Genomic DNA, 14,868 nt, shown 5'->3' on the forward strand with positions numbered 1-14,868 from the left:
GCTCGTTCCATGACCAGCGCTCTCCTGACCGTCCTCCCGGCACCTGACCGGGCAGTCCACGGCTCCACCAGCGGCTTTGTCCTCGTGCTCGCCGGAGGCGGCTACGCCTTCAGGGCCGAGCACGAGTTCCTCGACGTCACCGCATGGCTGGCAGCCCACGGCATCGCCTGCGGGTATCTCGACTACGCGGTCGCACCGGCGACCTACCCCCAGGCGCTGGGCCAGGTCCTGCGCGCGCTGGCCGAGCTGCGCGCCGGGGTGCACGGGCCGGTCGAGGGACCGATCGCGGTGCTGGGCTTCAGCGCCGGGGCCCACCTGGCCGGGACGGCCCTGACCGCGACCGAGGAGGAGATCGCGGTGGCCCTGGCGGGGTGGGACGGCGACGTCGCCGACCTCCCCGACGTCACCGCCGCCCGCCCCGACGCCGGCGTGCTGTGCTACCCGGTGGTCTCCATGACCGACCTGCCGCACCTCGGCTCGCGCCGGAACCTGCTGGGCGCCGACGCCGACGACGCCACCCTCGCCACCTCCCTCAGCGTCGAGCGTCGCGTCGGCGCGGACACGCCGCCGGTCTTCATGTGGCACACCGCCGACGACGACGTGGTCGGCGTCGAGCACAGCCTGCGGCTGGCCGGTGCGCTGGGCCAGGCCGGCGTGAGCTACGAGCTGCACGTGTACCCGAGCGGGCCGCACGGGCTGGGGCTTGCCCCGGACGCAGGGGCACCGGCGGAGTGGACGCAGGCGTGCCTGCGCTGGCTCGGCGAGCAGGGGATCGGCAAGGACATGATCGGCGAGGACGCGATCACGGCCGCCGTCCCGGCCGTGACCGGGTCGGCGGCCGGGTCGACGGCCGGAGCCAGGTCATGACCGCCTCCCCCGGGTCCCCGCCCGCAACCACCGCCGCGGTCCTGGCCACCCGGGCAGGGGGCCCCGAGGTGCTCGAGCTGCGCGAGATCCCCGTCCCCGTCCCGGGCGAGGGTGAGCTGCTCGTGCGCGTCGCGGCGGCCGGCGTGAACTTCATCGACACCTATCGACGTTCCGGGGTCTACCGCATCGACTACCCCAGCGTGCTGGGCAGCGAGGGCGCCGGCGTGGTGGTCGACGCCGGCCCCGGCACGGAGGGCTTCGCCGTCGGCGACCGGGTCGCCTGGTCGGACGCTCCGGGGTCCTACGCGGGATACGTCGTGGTGCCCGCGGAGCGCGCCCTGGCCGTCCCGGCGCAGATCGACCTGGAGGTGGCGGCCGCCCTGCCGCTGCAAGGACTGACCGCCCACTACCTGGCGACGTCGACGTACCCGATCCGTGACGGGGACCAGGTGCTGGTCCACGCCGGTGCGGGCGGCGTCGGCCTCCTGCTCACCCAGCTCGCGGTGGCTCGTGGGGCGCGCGTGGTGACCACGGTCTCCACCGAGGCCAAGGCGGAGCTCTCCCGCGCTGCGGGGGCGCACCACGTCATCAACTACCGCGAGCTGACCGACCTGAGCGCCGAGCTGCCTCCCCTGGTGCGCGCGGCGACGGAGGGCGGGGCGCACGTCGTCTACGACTCCGTCGGCAAGGACACCTTCGACGCCTCCCTGGCGAGCCTGCGACGGCGCGGCATGCTCGTGCTGTGCGGCGGGTCGTCGGGGCAGGTGCCGCCCTTCGACATCCAGCGGCTCAACTCGAGCGGGTCGCTCTACCTCACCCGTCCCACCCTCGGGGACTACACAGCCACCCGCGCCGAGCTGGTGGAGCGCGCCGACGAGCTGTTCGACGCCGTGCTGGCGGGCCGCCTGTCCGTCCGGGTCGGTGCCCGGTTCCCGCTGGCCGAGGCAGCAGCCGCGCACGCCGCGCTGGAAGGTCGACGCACCACAGGCAAGGTCCTGCTGCTGCCCTGAGCACCGGCTACCCTCGTGTCCATGCTGAACAACTCCTGGGCCGACGGCGGCTACGAGAACCAAGGTCCGGGCCCCAGCCGCGGGGTCCGGGTCGCCATCACGGTGGTCGCGATCCTCAGCGCCGTCGTCGGCGTCGCGTGGTTCGCCAAGGTGGGACTGGACCAGTCCAAGGCCGACTGCTACGCCAACGCCCCCGTCGGGGCGACGGTGGACGACGTGACGACGACCTTCCGCTGGCTGCCTCCGGGGTACGACTGCGCCTACGAGGTGCCGTAGCACCGGGCGACCGGTACTCACCTCCCCCGTCGTACCCACCGCTCGGTCGCTGACCTCCCACGCTCTGACCCGACGCCGATGGCCCGGATCCTCATGAGGATCCGGGCCATCGAGGTCTCGTGCACTCGCGGCGCAGCCGGGCGGCCGCTCAGCCGCTCAACCCTGCGCTCAACCCCGCAGCTCAGCCCCGCACCGGGCGTGCGCCTCGGCGACCGCGGCCTCGCGGACCGCCGCGGTGTCCTCCGCGGTCAGCGTCCGGTCGCTGGCGCGCAGGCGCAGGGAGAAGGCCAAGGACTTCTTGCCCGCCCCCACCTGCTCACCGGTGAACACGTCGAAGAGACGCAGCTCCTCGAGGAGCTCGCCCGCCCCGGCGCTGATGGCGTCGAAGACGTCCTGAGCCGGGACGTCGGCGTCGACGACGAGCGCGAGGTCCTCCTTGGCCAGCGGGAAGGTCGAGACGGGCTCACCCTGACGCGGCTCGGTGGGCGCTGCCGCGAGCAGCACGTCCAGGTCGATCTCGAAGGCGACCGCACGGGCCGGCAGGCCGGTCCGCTCGATGACCTTCGGGTGCAGCTCGCCCGCGTGCCCCACAGGCGTGCCGTCGGCGAGCGTGATCTTCGCGCAGCGGCCCGGGTGCCACGGAGCGTGGTCCGGGTCGCTCGAGACGACCACATCGACACCCAGCCGGTCGGCGACGAGCCGGACCGCTGAGATCGCGTCGGTCCAGTCCGCCAGACGCCCGGCGCCCCACCAGCCCGGCAGGTCACGGTGCCCGGCCAGCAGACCGGCGACGCGGCGCGGCTGGGCCGGGACACCGGCGTGCAGGGCGGCGAGCTCGGCGTCGCTGGGACGCACTGCACCCGGCAGCTGCGGCGCCGCAGGGCTGCCGGCAACGGGACGGGTCACCAGACCCATCTCGAAGATCGCCAGGTCGGTCGTGCCACGCGCGACGTTGCGCCGCGCGGTGTCCAGCAGCGTCACGAGGAGGTTCGTGCGCATGAGGTTCTTCTCCGCGGACAACGGGTTGAGCACCCGCAGCGCCGAGCGACGCGGGTCGCCCTGCTCGATGCCCAGCTCGTCGAGCTGCCCAGCCCCGATGAACGGGTAGCTGAGCGTCTCCACGAAACCTGCCTCGGCCAAGGATCGGGCCACCGACCGGCGGGCGAGCTGCCCTGCGGTCAGTCCCCCACCTGCCGGGGCGGTCGGCAGGATCGAGGGGATCTTGTCGTAGCCGACGAGTCGGGCGACCTCCTCGACGAGCTCGGCGGACCCGGTGAGGTCGGGGCGCCACGTCGGCGTGAGGACGCGGACCCGGGCCGGCCCGTCACCCTCGATCTCGGAGACCTCGCAGCCGATCTCGCGGAGCACGCCGATCACCTGGTCGGCGGTGTACGGCACGCCCACGAGCCGCTCGGGCTCGGACAGGGCGAAGGTGATGGGCTCACGCTCGGGAAGGTCGCTCAGGTCGCTGACCGCGGGGTCGGCCACGCCGCCGCCGAGCTCGACGAGCAGGTCCACCACGCGCTGGGCTGCCACCGCGGGCAGCAACGGGTCGACGCCGCGCTCGAAGCGCTTGGCTGCCTCGCTCGGCAGCTTGTGCCGGCGCGCGGAGCGGGCGATGGACACCTGGTCGAAGTGCGCCGCCTCGATGAGCACGTCGGTCGTGGACCCGGAGACCTCGGTCTCGGCGCCACCCATGATCCCGGCCAGGCCGAGCACGCGTGCCCCGGTCCCGCCGACGCTGTCGGTGATGAGCAGGTCCTCGGTGCTCAGCGCGCGGTCCACGCCGTCCAAGGTGGTCAGGTGCTCCCCCTCGTGTGCCCGGCGCACCACGATCGGGGCAGCCAGCGTCGCCAGGTCGTAGGCGTGCAGCGGCTGTCCCAGGTCGAGCATGACGTAGTTGGTCACGTCGACCGCCAACGAGATTGGCCGCATGCCGGCCTGGGTCAGGCGTCGTTGCATCCACGCCGGTGACGGGGCCGTGGCGTCCACGCCGCGCACGATGCGGGTGACGAAGCGGTCGCAGCCCACCTGGGCGTGGATCGGTGCGACGTCCTCGACGACCACCTCGAAGCCGTCGCTCGTGGGCTCAGGCAGCGGGCCCTGGGGCAGGCCCGGGTCGGTGAAGGCGGCACCGGTCGAGTGCGAGTACTCCCGTGCCACCCCACGCATGGAGAAGCAGTAGCCCCGGTCAGGGGTCACATTGATCTCCAGGACCTCTTCGCCGAGGCCGAGCATGGCGATCGCATCGGTGCCCGGCGTCGTGTCGTAGCCGTTCTCCTCGGTGTACCCGAAGCGGTCCAGGACGATGATGCCGTCGTGGTCCTCCCCCAGGCCCAGCTCGCGGGCCGAGCAGATCATGCCGTCGGAGATGTGCCCGTAGGTCTTGCGCGAGGCGATCGGGAAGGGACCGGGCAGCACCGCGCCGGGCAGCGCGGCGACGACGCGGTCACCGGCGACGAAGTTGTGCGCACCGCAGATGATGCCGCGCGGGACGGTCGGGCGCCCCTCGTCGTCGAGGGCGTTGTGCACCCCGACGTCGACCTGGCACCAGTTGATGACCTTGCCGTTCTTCTGCTCTTCCTTGACCAGGGAGACGACCTGCCCGACGACGAGCGGCCCGGTGACGGCGGCGCCGTGCACGCCCTCCTCCTCGAGCCCGACCCGCACGAGGTCCGCGGCGAGCTGCTCCGCGGTCAGGTCAGCGGGCAGCTCGACGTGCTCGCCGAGCCAGGACAGTGAGATGTACGGCATCAGATACCCATTCCGAAGTGCTGGGAGAAGCGGACGTCGCCCTCCACCATGTCGTGCATGTCCGCGATCCCGTGGCGGAGCATGAGCGTGCGCTCGATGCCCATGCCGAAGGCGAAGCCGGAGTAGACCTCCGGGTCGATGCCGGCCGCGAGCAGCACGTTGGGGTTGACCATGCCGCAGCCGCCCCACTCGATCCACCCCGCTCCGCCCTTCTTCTGCGGGAACCACAGGTCCATCTCGGCGCTCGGCTCGGTGAACGGGAAGAAGGACGGGCGCAGACGGGTCTTGGCGTCCGGACCGAACATCGCCTTGGCGAAGTGGTCCAGGGTGCCCAGCAGGTGCGCCATGGTCAGCCCCTTGTCGACCGCGAGCCCTTCGACCTGGTGGAACACCGGGGTGTGGGTCGCGTCGAGCTCGTCGGTGCGGAACACCTTGCCCGGGCAGGCGATGTAGATGGGGAGGTCGCGCTCGAGCAGGGTGCGCGCCTGGACCGGGGAGGTGTGGGTGCGCAGCACGAGGTGCGCGGGCTCGGGAGCCTGTGCGGCGTCCGGGTCCGCCGGACCCTCGACGAAGAAGGTGTCCTGCATCTGGCGCGCGGGGTGGTCGGGACCGAAGTTCAGCGCGTCGAAGTTGAACCACTCCGCCTCGACCTCTGGCCCCTCTGCGATCTCCCAGCCCATGGAGACGAAGAAGTCCGCGACGTGCTCCTGGAGCACCTCGAGAGGGTGACGCGCACCGGACGGGCGCCGATCGACGGGCAGCGTGACGTCCACGGCCTCCTCGACGAGCACCCGGGCGTCCCGCTCAGCCTCGAGGACGACCTGACGAGCGGCCAGCGCCTTCCCGATCGCGGCACGGACGGGCCCGAGGACCTTGCCGGCCGTGGCCTTGTCAGCCGGGGCGAGCTTGCCGATCTCCCGGTTGGCCAGCGCCAGCGGGCTGCGGTCACCGGTCTGGGCGATCCGCACGGCCTTGAGCTCATCGAGGTCGTGCGCCTGCGCGATGGCGGCCAGCGCGACCTCGAGCGCGCGCGCTGCGGCGTCGGCGTCGATCGGGGAGAAGGACTCGGGTGCGGGGGTGACAGCCTCGGTGGAGGCAGCAGACTCGTCGGAGTGTGCCGGTTCTGGGGTGGACATGCATGCCTTCCAAGCGTTGACGAACGGCCCAAGGGACCGGTGAGGCGATTCTAGTCGGCCTCGACGCGGCGTCGGCGTCGCTGGAGCGCAGTGCGCACGGCGTAGACCAGCACGATGATCGCGGCGACCCCGACCGCGGAGACCAGCTGGCGGCTGGCGACGTCGTCGAAGAGCATGAGGACCGCGATCCCGGCGAGCAGCGCCAGGGTGAACCAGGTGAGGAAGGGGTAGGCCCACATCCGCAGGGACAGCGTGCCGTCGGCCTCCAGCCGCGGGCGCAGCCGCAGCTCGGAGACGGCGATGATCGCCCACACCAGGAGCAGCGTGGCCCCCACCGCGTTGAGGAGGATCCCCAGGATCTGGTCCGGCAGCCAGGCGTTGAGCCCCACCGAGACCAGGCCGAAGCCGACCGAGGTCCACACCGCCCGGCTGGGCACGCCGTTGGCGGAGACGCGGGTGAAGAACGGTGACCCGTCACCGCGCTCGGACAGCGAGAACACCATGCGCGACGTCGCGTAGATGTTGGCGTTGAAGGCCGAGAGCAGCGCGATCACCACGACCGCTTCCATGACCGTCACCGCGCCGGGGATCCCGGCGATGGCCAAGACCGCCACGAAGGGACCGGCCACCAGCTCGGCGGAGTCCCACGGGAGGATGAGCACCATGACCATGACGGAGCCGATGTAGAAGAAGAGGATGCGCCAGACCGTGCTGGCGGCCGCCTTGGCGATGCTGCGAGCCGGGTCGTCAGACTCCGCGGCCGCGATCGTGACGATCTCGATCCCACCGAAGGCGAAGACCACCGCCAGCAGCCCCGCCGCGATCCCGGCGATGCCGTTGGGCGCGAAGCCCCCGTTGCTGAGCATCGCGGTGAAGCCGACCTCCTGGTCCACCGTGATCACCCCGGTGAGCACGAGCACGCCGACGACGAGGAAGGCGAGGATGGCTGCGACCTTGATGGCCGCGAACCAGAACTCGAACTCCCCGAACCGGGCGACGACGGAGAGGTTGACCACCGCGAACACGGCGACGAAGACCAGGGCGACCACCCATTGCGGGACGCCGGGCACCCATCCATGGACGATGCGCGAGGCGCCGGTGATCTCCACCCCCAGCACCATGATGAGCATGAACCAGTAGAGCCACCCGGTGGTGAAGCCGGCCCACCGTCCGATCGCGAGGTCGGCGTAGCGGGAGAAGGCACCGCTGGACGGGACGGCCGAGGCCATCTCCGCGAGCATCCGCATGAGCAGGATGACGAGCAGGCCGGCGATCGCGTAGGACACCAGCACCGCGGGCCCGGCCGCGTTGATCCCGACGCCGGTGCCCAGGAACAGCCCGGCCCCGATGGCCGAGCCCAGGCCCATCATGGTCAGGTGGCGCACCTTGAGGCCGTGCGAGAGGTTCTTCGAGGCAGGTTCAGCCACCTCGCCCACGGGTGAGCTAGCGCTGGGCACGAGAGCTCGCGTACAGGCAGACGGTGGCAGCGGTCGCCAGGTTGAGCGACTCTGCCTTGCCGCGGATGGGGACCCGCACGACGGCGTCGGCGAGCCTGCGCTCCTCCTCGCGCAGCCCCCACGCCTCGTTCCCGAAGATCCAGGCGGAGGGACGAGCCAGGTCCGGCACGCCCGGGGCGGCCGTGCCTGCGACGTCGAGCAGGTCGTCGAGGTCGAGGCTGCCCACGCCGTCCGCGGCCAGGGTCGTCAGAGAGTGACGGCTCAGCGCGGCGACGATCTCGGTCAGCGGCAGGCCGGTGACGACCGGGAGGTGGAACAAGGACCCGGCCGTGGAACGCACCACCTTGGGGCTGTGGATGTCCACGCTCTCCGAGGTCAGCACGACGAGGTCGGCGCCGGCGGCGTCGGCCGCACGGATCACCGCCCCGGCGTTGCCAGGGTCGCGCACGTTCGACAGCACCGCGACGAGGCGCGGTCCAGCGGCGAGCAAGGCCTCGAGCTCGCCGGCTGCGGCCTCCGGAGAGGACGGCCCGGGCAGGTCGAGCACCGCCAGCACGCCCTGGGCGTCCGGGCTCATCGCCGTGAGCACCTCCTGGGAGGCCACGTGCGTGAACATCCCGGCCAGCTCGGCCTCCACGACGATCTCGGTGTACCGGTCGTAGGACTCGCGCGTGAAGTAGATGTCGCGGATCGCCGAGGGGGCGAATCGCACCGCCTCACGGACCCCTTGGGGTCCTTCGACGAGGTACCGTCCCGCCCGGGAACGAGCAGAACGCCCAGCCAACGACCGAACCATCTTCACCCGCTCACTGCGGATGTTGGTCAGTTCAGTCATTGTCTGGGCGTTCCGTGATTCTCTCGTGTGAGGTGGTGCGCCGCTGGGGCGCTCCAGTCACGCTGAGGGTCAGGCCGCAACCTTGGGCGCGTTGACGTCCGCGGGGAGCGCAGCCTTGGCGAGCTTGACGAGCGCGTTGAACGCGGCGACGTCGGAGACGGCGAGCTCGGCCAGGATACGACGGTCAACCTGGATCTCAGCGGCCTTGAGGCCCTGGATGAAACGGTTGTACGTCATGCCCTCGGCGCGGGCAGCGGCGTTGATGCGCTGGATCCACAGGCGACGGAAGTCACCCTTGCGCTTCTTGCGGTCCCGGTAGGCGTAGACGAGGGAGTGAGTGACCTGCTCCTTCGCCTTACGGTAGAGGCGCGAGCGCTGGCCGCGGTAACCCTTGGCGCGCTCGAGTGTTGTACGACGCTTCTTCTGGGCGTTTACCGCCCGCTTCACGCGTGCCACGTGATGCTCCTTGCAGTTCGGGGCTGGAAAAGGAATCCGTCGGCGAGCAGATGCTCGCCGTCAGCAGATCACTTACCGAGCAGCTTCTTGATCTTGCGGACGTCGGCGGCGCTGACAACGAGGTCAGCAGACAGGCGGCGCTTGCGACGGCTCGACTTGTGCTCGAGCAGGTGGCGCTTGTTGGCCTGCTCGCGCATGACCTTTCCACTACCGGTGATGCGGAACCGCTTCTTCGCGCCGGAGTGCGTCTTGTTCTTCGGCATGGCTGCCGTTTCTCCTCGGGTCTGGTCAGGTGTCAGGATCGACACACGACGTCGGTCGGGTCAGAACCGGTGGGCTCCGACTCGGTTAGGTCTAGGACCTAGCCAGGTGGTCGTGGTGCTTACTCGCTCTTCTTCGGAGCGGGCTTCGCACTCGGCTTGGGCGCAGCAGCAGGCTTCGCCGCAGGCTTGGGCACAGCAACCGGCTTGGCAGCAACCGGCTTGGCTGCGGCAGGCTTGGCTGCGGGCTTGGGGGTCACGGGCTTGGGCGCGGCGGCCGGCTTCTTGGCGGGGGCCGCCGGAGCAGCCTCCTTCTCGACGCTCGGCGCTGCAGCAGCAGCATCGACAGGAGCGGCTTCAGCAGGCGCGGCCTCGGCGGGAGCAGCCTCAGCAGGTGCGGCCGCTGCCGGAGCAGCTGCCTCCGCTGCCTCGACCTGAGCCAGAGACTGCGCGGCGAGCTCCTCGAAGGACTCGGCGCCCTCGTCGTGCTCCTCCTCACGAGGTGCACGTGCCGGACGAGGAGTCTCAGACTCCTGCGCACGGCGGCGCTGCTCGTTCTTGGCCTCGGCCTTCTTCTTCGTCGGTCCGAGCACCATGATCATGTTGCGACCATCCTGCTTCGGCATGCTCTCGATGAAGCCCAGCTCCGAGACGTCGTCGGCCAGACGCTGCAGGAGGCGCACGCCCATCTCCGGGCGCGACTGCTCGCGGCCACGGAACATGATCATGACCTTGACCTTGTCGCCAGCGGCCAGGAAGCGCTCGACGTGGCCCTTCTTCGTGCCGTAGTCGTGCGGGTCGATCTTCAGGCGGAAGCGGATCTCCTTGAGGACCGTGTTCGCCTGGTTGCGGCGAGCCTCACGGGCCTTCATGTCCGACTCGTACTTGAACTTGCCGAAGTCCATGAGCTTGCAGACAGGAGGACGTGCGTCCGGGGCGACCTCGACGAGGTCCAGGTCAGCGTCCTGGGCAAGGCTCAGGGCGACCTCAATGCGTACGACGCCGACCTGTTCTCCACCTGGGCCGACGAGCCGGACCTCGGGAACACGGATCCGGTCGTTGATGCGAGGCTCGCTGATGTGATGCTCCTTGAAACTCGTCGGTAGCTCGTCAGGAATGAGAAAGGCCCCCAGTCCTGAGCGCAGGATGGAGGCCTCGAATCCGACGGTCACCGCGGCCTGGGCACGTCTGCACGTGCACCGCCGAGCAACACGGTTGCGAGACGCATCAGATGCGTCGCAACCCGGACCAGAACCCGGAATCGGTCGTCGGCCGTTGAGATCTCAGACATGCTCAGATCTCGGTCGAACTGTTGATACTCAGGTGGGAGAGACTCCACTTGCGCACCATCACCTTGTTCTCGCCCACCCAGAAGGGGGCGACCACCAGGAGATGGTCGGTCAACTGGAAATACTAGCACAGCACGGCCGCGGTCGAGCCAGGCAGGGAGCCTGGTAAGAAGCCAGACCTGCAGCGGGACCTGCGCGTGCCGCCAACCGCCGTCGGGCGTCGTGACCGGCGCGGCGCACGTCAATCTTGATCCATTCTGAAACTGGAATAGTTCCAGATTCTGTGCTTGGATGGCTGCATGACACCAACCGACCACGAAGAAGCGCTGCGCTCGCGCGGCCTGCGGGTCACTGCGACCCGGCTCGCCGTGCTCGGCGCGGTGGCCGATCACCCCCATGCGACGGTCGAGACCATCCTCGGAGACGTCCGCGCCCGCCTGGGCACGGCGTCGACACAGGCCGTCTACGACGTCCTCGCCGCCCTCACCCAGGCAGAGCTGTTGCACCGCATCGAACCGGCCGGGCACCCCGCCCGCTACGAACGACGCGTCGGCGACAACCACCACCACCTCGTGTGCCGCACCTGCGGCACGGTGACCGACGTGGACTGCTCGGTGGGCCACGCCCCGTGCCTGCGCCCCACCGACGACCACGGCTTCACGGTCGAGGAGGCGGAGGTCATCTACTGGGGCCTGTGCGCCAGCTGCCAGCAGCAGCCCGCGACGACCGCGGCGCACAGCCGGTGACACCAGACTTTCTCGACCTGATCCACCTGATCGCCTCATCCCCTGTAGAAGGAGTGCTTCGATGACCGAATTCACCACCACCCAGACCGGGACCCCGGTTCCCAGCGACGACCACTCGCTGACCTCCGGCCCGGACGGCGCGACCGCGCTGCACGACCGCTACCTCGTGGAGAAGCTCGCCCAGTTCAACCGTGAGCGCATCCCCGAGCGCATCGTGCACGCCAAGGGTGGCGGCGCCTTCGGCACCTTCGAGGTCACCGGCGACGTCTCGGCCTACACCCGCGCCGCCGTCTTCCAGCCCGGCGCCGTGACCGAGACCCTGCAGCGTTTCTCCTCCGTGGCCGGCGAGCAGGGCTCCCCCGACACCTGGCGCGACGTCCGCGGCTTCTCGGTGAAGTTCTACACGACCGAGGGCAACTACGACATCGTCGGGAACAACACCCCGGTGTTCTTCATCCGCGACGGCATCAAGTTCCCCGACTTCATCCACTCCCAGAAGCGCCTGCCCGGCTCCGGCCTGCGCGACGCCGACATGCAGTGGGACTTCTGGACCCTGTCCCCCGAGTCCGCCCACCAGGTGACCTACCTCATGGGTGACCGCGGTCTGCCGCGCTCCTGGCGCGAGATGCCGGGCTTCGGCTCGCACACCTACCAGTGGATCAACGCCGAGGGCGAGCGCTTCTGGGTGCAGTACCACTTCACCTCCAACCAGGGCAACGTCGAGATGACCGCTGACGTGGCCGAGCAGATCGCCGGCGCGGACGCCGACTACTACCGCCGGGACCTCTACGAGGCCATCGAGGAAGGCAACTTCCCCTCCTGGGACGTCTACGTCCAGGTCATGCCGTACGAAGAGGGCAAGACCTACCGATTCAACCCCTTCGACATCACGAAGGTGTGGCCGCACGCGGACTACCCGCTCATCAAGGTCGGCACGCACACGCTCAACCGCAACCCGCAGAACTTCTTCGCCGAGATCGAGCAGGCCGCGTTCTCCCCGGCCAACACCGTGCCGGGCATCGACCTGAGCCCGGACAAGATGCTCATGGCTCGCGTGTTCTCCTACCCTGACGCCCAGCGCTACCGCGTGGGCGCCAACTACAACCAGATCCCGGTGAACTCCCCGCACGCCGCTCCGGTGCACAACTACTCCCAGGACGGTGCTGGTCGGCACGCCTTCAACCCGCCGACCACCCCGGTCTACGCGCCGAACTCCTTCGGTGGCCCGGTGGCCGACGCCCAGCGCGCCGGCATGGGCAGCTGGGAGAGCGACGGCGAGCTCACCCGCGCCGCCGCGACCCTGCGCTCGGAGGACTCCGACTTCGGCCAGGCCGGCACCCTCTACCGCGAGGTCTTCGACGACGCGGCCAAGGCTCGCTTCCTGGAGACCCTCACCGGCCAGGGGAACTCGATCACCTCGCTCGCGATCCTCGAGCGCTTCTTCTGGTACTGGACCTGCGTCGACGAGAAGCTCGGTGCCGCCCTGCGCGAGCGCGTGGGAACGGTGGCCGAGTCGGAGGCCGCAGCCGCCGAGCCGGTCGGCGTCGGCGAGTGACGTTGGCGACATCCCGCTGACCCTGAGCTCGCGGACCGCCACGCGGTCGTGAGCCGAAGATCAGCAGCGCAGAAGGGCCAGGACCAGCCGGTCCTGGCCCTTCTGCGTGCTCAGAGCCTGTGCCGGCCACCTCACAAGGCGGTCCCCGCGGCGTCCGACGCCGCGAGCCGACCCGCGCCACGGGCCCCCAGGACCCGGCACGCCGGGCGCCGAGCCGCCCAGGATCGGCTCGCCGGGCGGCCAGCGTTCGCCACCGACCGACAAGATTTGTGACACTAGGGGCATGACCGCAGAGCACACGCACGAAACCACGACGTTCGAAGAACTCGCACCGCAGGCAACCCGCGACATCGCGGACGTCGCTGCGGTCGAGGTCATCACGACCGCCGCCGTCCACCTCATGAGCGCAGCGGCCATCAAGTGCGGGCTCGCGGAGGGCGACGACGCCGACGACCTCCTCGACCTCGACGAGGCACGCAAGCTCATCAACGCTCTCGCGGCGCTCGTCACGGCCTCCGCGCCGGACATCGGCAACCAGCACGCGCGGTCCCTGCGCGACGGTCTGCGGTCCCTCCAGCTCGCCTTCCGGGAAGCCTCGGTCTACCCCGACGCCCTGGGCGACGGGCCGGGCGAGAAGTACACCGGCGCCGTCAGTTGAGCGGCTCTGACGGTCTCGGTGCCCACTCGCAGGGCTCGGACCAGCCTCAGCAGGCCACCGGGCCGTCCCAGCCGTCCGGGTCCGGGATTCCGCCGACCTACCCGCCCGCGCAGCGGCCGAGCTTCGACACGCCTCTCTCGGCGCCGGTCTCCGCGCAGCCGGTCAGCGACGGCGCGCACCACGTCACCCCGGGCGCACACGCCCTCCCCCCGACCCGACGACGCGCAGCGCCCGTCGTCGCCGTCGTGCTGGCCGTGCTGCTCGTGGCGACCCTGGGCGCGGGAGCGTACCTGGCTGTGCTGTCCAACCAGTGGCACGAGCGCAGCGGTCAGTGGGAGAGCGAGTCCCGGATGCTCGGGGAGAAGGTCGCGAACCTGACGACCGACCTCAGCGGTATGACCGCCGAGCTCACCCTCACTCGCGAGCAGCTCACAACCGCCCAGACCCGGATCACCGAGCTGGCAGACGAGAAGGCTCAGGTCGGCGACGACCGCGAGAACCAGAAGATCCTCGCCTCGGACATCCAGGCAGTCGCCCAGGAAGCCCTCGACGTCTCCGCCTCCCTGGGGGACTGCATCTCGGCGCAGAACACCGCCCTGGGCTACCTCACCATGCCTGACACGGCGACGCCGGAGTCCTTGCAGGCCTCGGTCGACCTGGCGAACAGCGTGTGCGCAGCCGCGATCGCGGACTACAACTCCCTCCAGCAAGATCTCGCAGACCAGTGATGCCGCACAGCACGGCCGTCCTGGACGCCCCCCAGCGCCCGGTGCGGCGCACCGCCCGGCGCGGACTGCTCGCGGCGACCCTGCTGCTCTCGCTCACCGCCTGCTCCATGGTGCCGACCATGCCCGAGCCGATGCCGGACACGGTCATCCCCACCGAGGGGATCGGCACGGTGCCCGAGGACATCGGGAACCTCTCCCCCGACGGCTTCGACGCCGCCCAGCGGATGGCGGTGCGCATCCGCAACGTCAGCTGCGACGGCGTGGTGCGCGGGACCGGCTTCGCGATCGACTCTCGGACGCTGATCACCAACCGGCACGTGGTCGACGGCAACCGCAACCTTCAGCTGAGCACCTACGACGGTCGCGACGTGCGGGTGGAGACCTCCTCGAGCGCCGAGCTCGCCGACCTCGCGGTGGTGCGCACCGTGGAGGACCTCGACGCCTACCCCGAGCTCGCGACGACGGACCCCAAGCCCGGTGACGCGGTCACGGTCGTCGGCTACCCCAACGGCGGGGCGCTCACGGTCACCAAGGGCACGGTCATCCAGTACACCTCCGACCCGCTCAACGCGAACCTCGGCGAGGTGCTGCTCACCGACGCCAGCGTCGAGCCGGGCAGCTCAGGGTCGGCAGCCCTGGACGCGGACGGTCGGGTCATCGGGATCGTCTACGCCAAGAGCTCGGACGGCTTCAGCTATCTTGTGCCGGTGAGCACCCTGCAGTCGCTGCTCGCCGACGACTCGGGGTTCGTCGAGCAGCCGCAGCCGGTCTGCTGACCTAGGCGGCCACACCCGCGAGCCAGACGGCGCCCCGCCGGGAGCTCCGGGCCAGGACGTCCCCG

The 14,868-nt window shown here is 70.4% G+C and carries 15 protein-coding genes; 8 read left to right on the top strand and 7 right to left on the bottom strand.

Going from position 1 to position 14,868, the window contains the following annotated elements:
- The first annotated feature begins 9 nt into the window (after positions 1-9).
- The 3 genes from SS2_RS09335 to SS2_RS09345 are packed head-to-tail and all read left to right on the top strand — an operon-like array spanning position 10 to position 2,153.
- On the top strand, positions 10-867 hold the full coding sequence (locus SS2_RS09335) for an alpha/beta hydrolase (protein ID WP_083942084.1): 858 nt from the start codon (positions 10-12) through the stop codon (positions 865-867).
- Positions 864-1,877: a quinone oxidoreductase family protein gene (locus SS2_RS09340; protein WP_066463365.1), complete on the top strand. Its 1,014-nt coding sequence runs from the start codon at positions 864-866 to the stop codon at positions 1,875-1,877. The genes SS2_RS09335 and SS2_RS09340 overlap by 4 nt, the downstream gene beginning before the upstream one ends.
- 21 nt (positions 1,878-1,898) lie before the next feature.
- Positions 1,899-2,153, top strand: coding sequence for a hypothetical protein (locus SS2_RS09345; protein ID WP_157607280.1), 255 nt, complete (start codon positions 1,899-1,901; stop codon positions 2,151-2,153).
- Positions 2,154-2,321: 168 nt separating this feature from the next.
- Here SS2_RS09345 and pheT read toward each other — a convergent pair whose 3' ends face one another.
- The 7 genes from pheT to infC all read right to left on the bottom strand — a co-directional run bounded on the left by pheT (position 2,322) and on the right by infC (position 10,223).
- Positions 2,322-4,907, bottom strand: coding sequence for a phenylalanine--tRNA ligase subunit beta (gene pheT, locus SS2_RS09350; protein WP_066463372.1), 2,586 nt, complete (start codon positions 4,905-4,907; stop codon positions 2,322-2,324).
- Positions 4,907-6,043 carry a phenylalanine--tRNA ligase subunit alpha gene (gene pheS, locus SS2_RS09355; RefSeq protein WP_066463375.1) on the bottom strand — a complete coding sequence of 379 codons (1,137 nt, stop codon included), beginning with the start codon at positions 6,041-6,043 and terminating at the stop codon, positions 4,907-4,909. The genes pheT and pheS overlap by 1 nt, the downstream gene beginning before the upstream one ends.
- Before the next feature lie 50 nt (positions 6,044-6,093).
- On the bottom strand, positions 6,094-7,500 hold the full coding sequence (locus SS2_RS09360; RefSeq protein ID WP_245643483.1) for an amino acid permease: 1,407 nt from the start codon (positions 7,498-7,500) through the stop codon (positions 6,094-6,096).
- Positions 7,487-8,335 carry a TrmH family RNA methyltransferase gene (locus SS2_RS09365; RefSeq protein ID WP_066463377.1) on the bottom strand — a complete coding sequence of 283 codons (849 nt, stop codon included), beginning with the start codon at positions 8,333-8,335 and terminating at the stop codon, positions 7,487-7,489. Before SS2_RS09365 ends, SS2_RS09360 begins: the two co-directional genes overlap by 14 nt.
- A gap of 69 nt (positions 8,336-8,404) precedes the next feature.
- Positions 8,405-8,791, bottom strand: a complete 387-nt coding sequence (gene rplT, locus SS2_RS09370) for a 50S ribosomal protein L20 (RefSeq protein WP_066463379.1) — start codon at positions 8,789-8,791, stop codon at positions 8,405-8,407.
- Between the two features lie 68 nt (positions 8,792-8,859).
- Complete coding sequence (gene rpmI, locus SS2_RS09375) at positions 8,860-9,054, bottom strand: 50S ribosomal protein L35 (protein WP_066463381.1); 195 nt, start codon at positions 9,052-9,054, stop codon at positions 8,860-8,862.
- 119 nt (positions 9,055-9,173) lie between these two features.
- A complete protein-coding gene (infC, locus tag SS2_RS09380; RefSeq protein WP_245643484.1) occupies positions 9,174-10,223 on the bottom strand; it encodes a translation initiation factor IF-3 in 1,050 nt (349 codons plus the stop codon).
- Between the two features lie 416 nt (positions 10,224-10,639).
- Here infC and SS2_RS09385 point away from each other — a divergent pair, with 416 nt between their 5' ends.
- The 5 genes from SS2_RS09385 (at position 10,640) to SS2_RS09405 (ending at position 14,803) form a co-directional block, all read left to right on the top strand.
- Complete coding sequence (locus SS2_RS09385; RefSeq protein WP_066463382.1) at positions 10,640-11,086, top strand: Fur family transcriptional regulator; 447 nt, start codon at positions 10,640-10,642, stop codon at positions 11,084-11,086.
- Positions 11,087-11,147: 61 nt separating this feature from the next.
- A complete protein-coding gene (locus tag SS2_RS09390) occupies positions 11,148-12,641 on the top strand; it encodes a catalase (protein WP_066463384.1) in 1,494 nt (497 codons plus the stop codon).
- Between the two features lie 283 nt (positions 12,642-12,924).
- The gene (locus SS2_RS09395) at positions 12,925-13,299 is read left to right on the top strand and encodes a DUF1844 domain-containing protein (protein ID WP_066463389.1); all 375 of its coding nucleotides are present in this window, start codon (positions 12,925-12,927) and stop codon (positions 13,297-13,299) included.
- The gene (locus tag SS2_RS09400) at positions 13,296-14,027 is read left to right on the top strand and encodes a hypothetical protein (RefSeq protein WP_066463391.1); all 732 of its coding nucleotides are present in this window, start codon (positions 13,296-13,298) and stop codon (positions 14,025-14,027) included. Before SS2_RS09395 ends, SS2_RS09400 begins: the two co-directional genes overlap by 4 nt.
- Positions 14,027-14,803, top strand: a complete 777-nt coding sequence (locus tag SS2_RS09405) for a S1C family serine protease (RefSeq protein ID WP_066463393.1) — start codon at positions 14,027-14,029, stop codon at positions 14,801-14,803. The genes SS2_RS09400 and SS2_RS09405 overlap by 1 nt, the downstream gene beginning before the upstream one ends.
- Positions 14,804-14,868: the final 65 nt, after the last annotated feature.

Source organism: Sanguibacter suarezii NBRC 16159, from assembly GCF_001552735.1.
In the GTDB taxonomy this organism is placed as follows: domain Bacteria; phylum Actinomycetota; class Actinomycetes; order Actinomycetales; family Cellulomonadaceae; genus Sanguibacter; species Sanguibacter suarezii.

Coding starts and splice junctions, on each gene's coding strand:
- pheT (WP_066463372.1), bottom strand. CDS start 4,907: ATGCCGTACATCTCACTGTCCTGGCTCGGCGAGCACGTCGAGCTGCCC.
- SS2_RS09365 (WP_066463377.1), bottom strand. CDS start 8,335: ATGACTGAACTGACCAACATCCGCAGTGAGCGGGTGAAGATGGTTCGG.
- SS2_RS09385 (WP_066463382.1), top strand. CDS start 10,640: ATGACACCAACCGACCACGAAGAAGCGCTGCGCTCGCGCGGCCTGCGG.
- SS2_RS09345 (WP_157607280.1), top strand. CDS start 1,899: ATGCTGAACAACTCCTGGGCCGACGGCGGCTACGAGAACCAAGGTCCG.
- SS2_RS09340 (WP_066463365.1), top strand. CDS start 864: ATGACCGCCTCCCCCGGGTCCCCGCCCGCAACCACCGCCGCGGTCCTG.
- pheS (WP_066463375.1), bottom strand. CDS start 6,043: ATGTCCACCCCAGAACCGGCACACTCCGACGAGTCTGCTGCCTCCACC.
- SS2_RS09405 (WP_066463393.1), top strand. CDS start 14,027: ATGCCGCACAGCACGGCCGTCCTGGACGCCCCCCAGCGCCCGGTGCGG.
- SS2_RS09395 (WP_066463389.1), top strand. CDS start 12,925: ATGACCGCAGAGCACACGCACGAAACCACGACGTTCGAAGAACTCGCA.
- SS2_RS09335 (WP_083942084.1), top strand. CDS start 10: ATGACCAGCGCTCTCCTGACCGTCCTCCCGGCACCTGACCGGGCAGTC.
- rpmI (WP_066463381.1), bottom strand. CDS start 9,054: ATGCCGAAGAACAAGACGCACTCCGGCGCGAAGAAGCGGTTCCGCATC.
- SS2_RS09390 (WP_066463384.1), top strand. CDS start 11,148: ATGACCGAATTCACCACCACCCAGACCGGGACCCCGGTTCCCAGCGAC.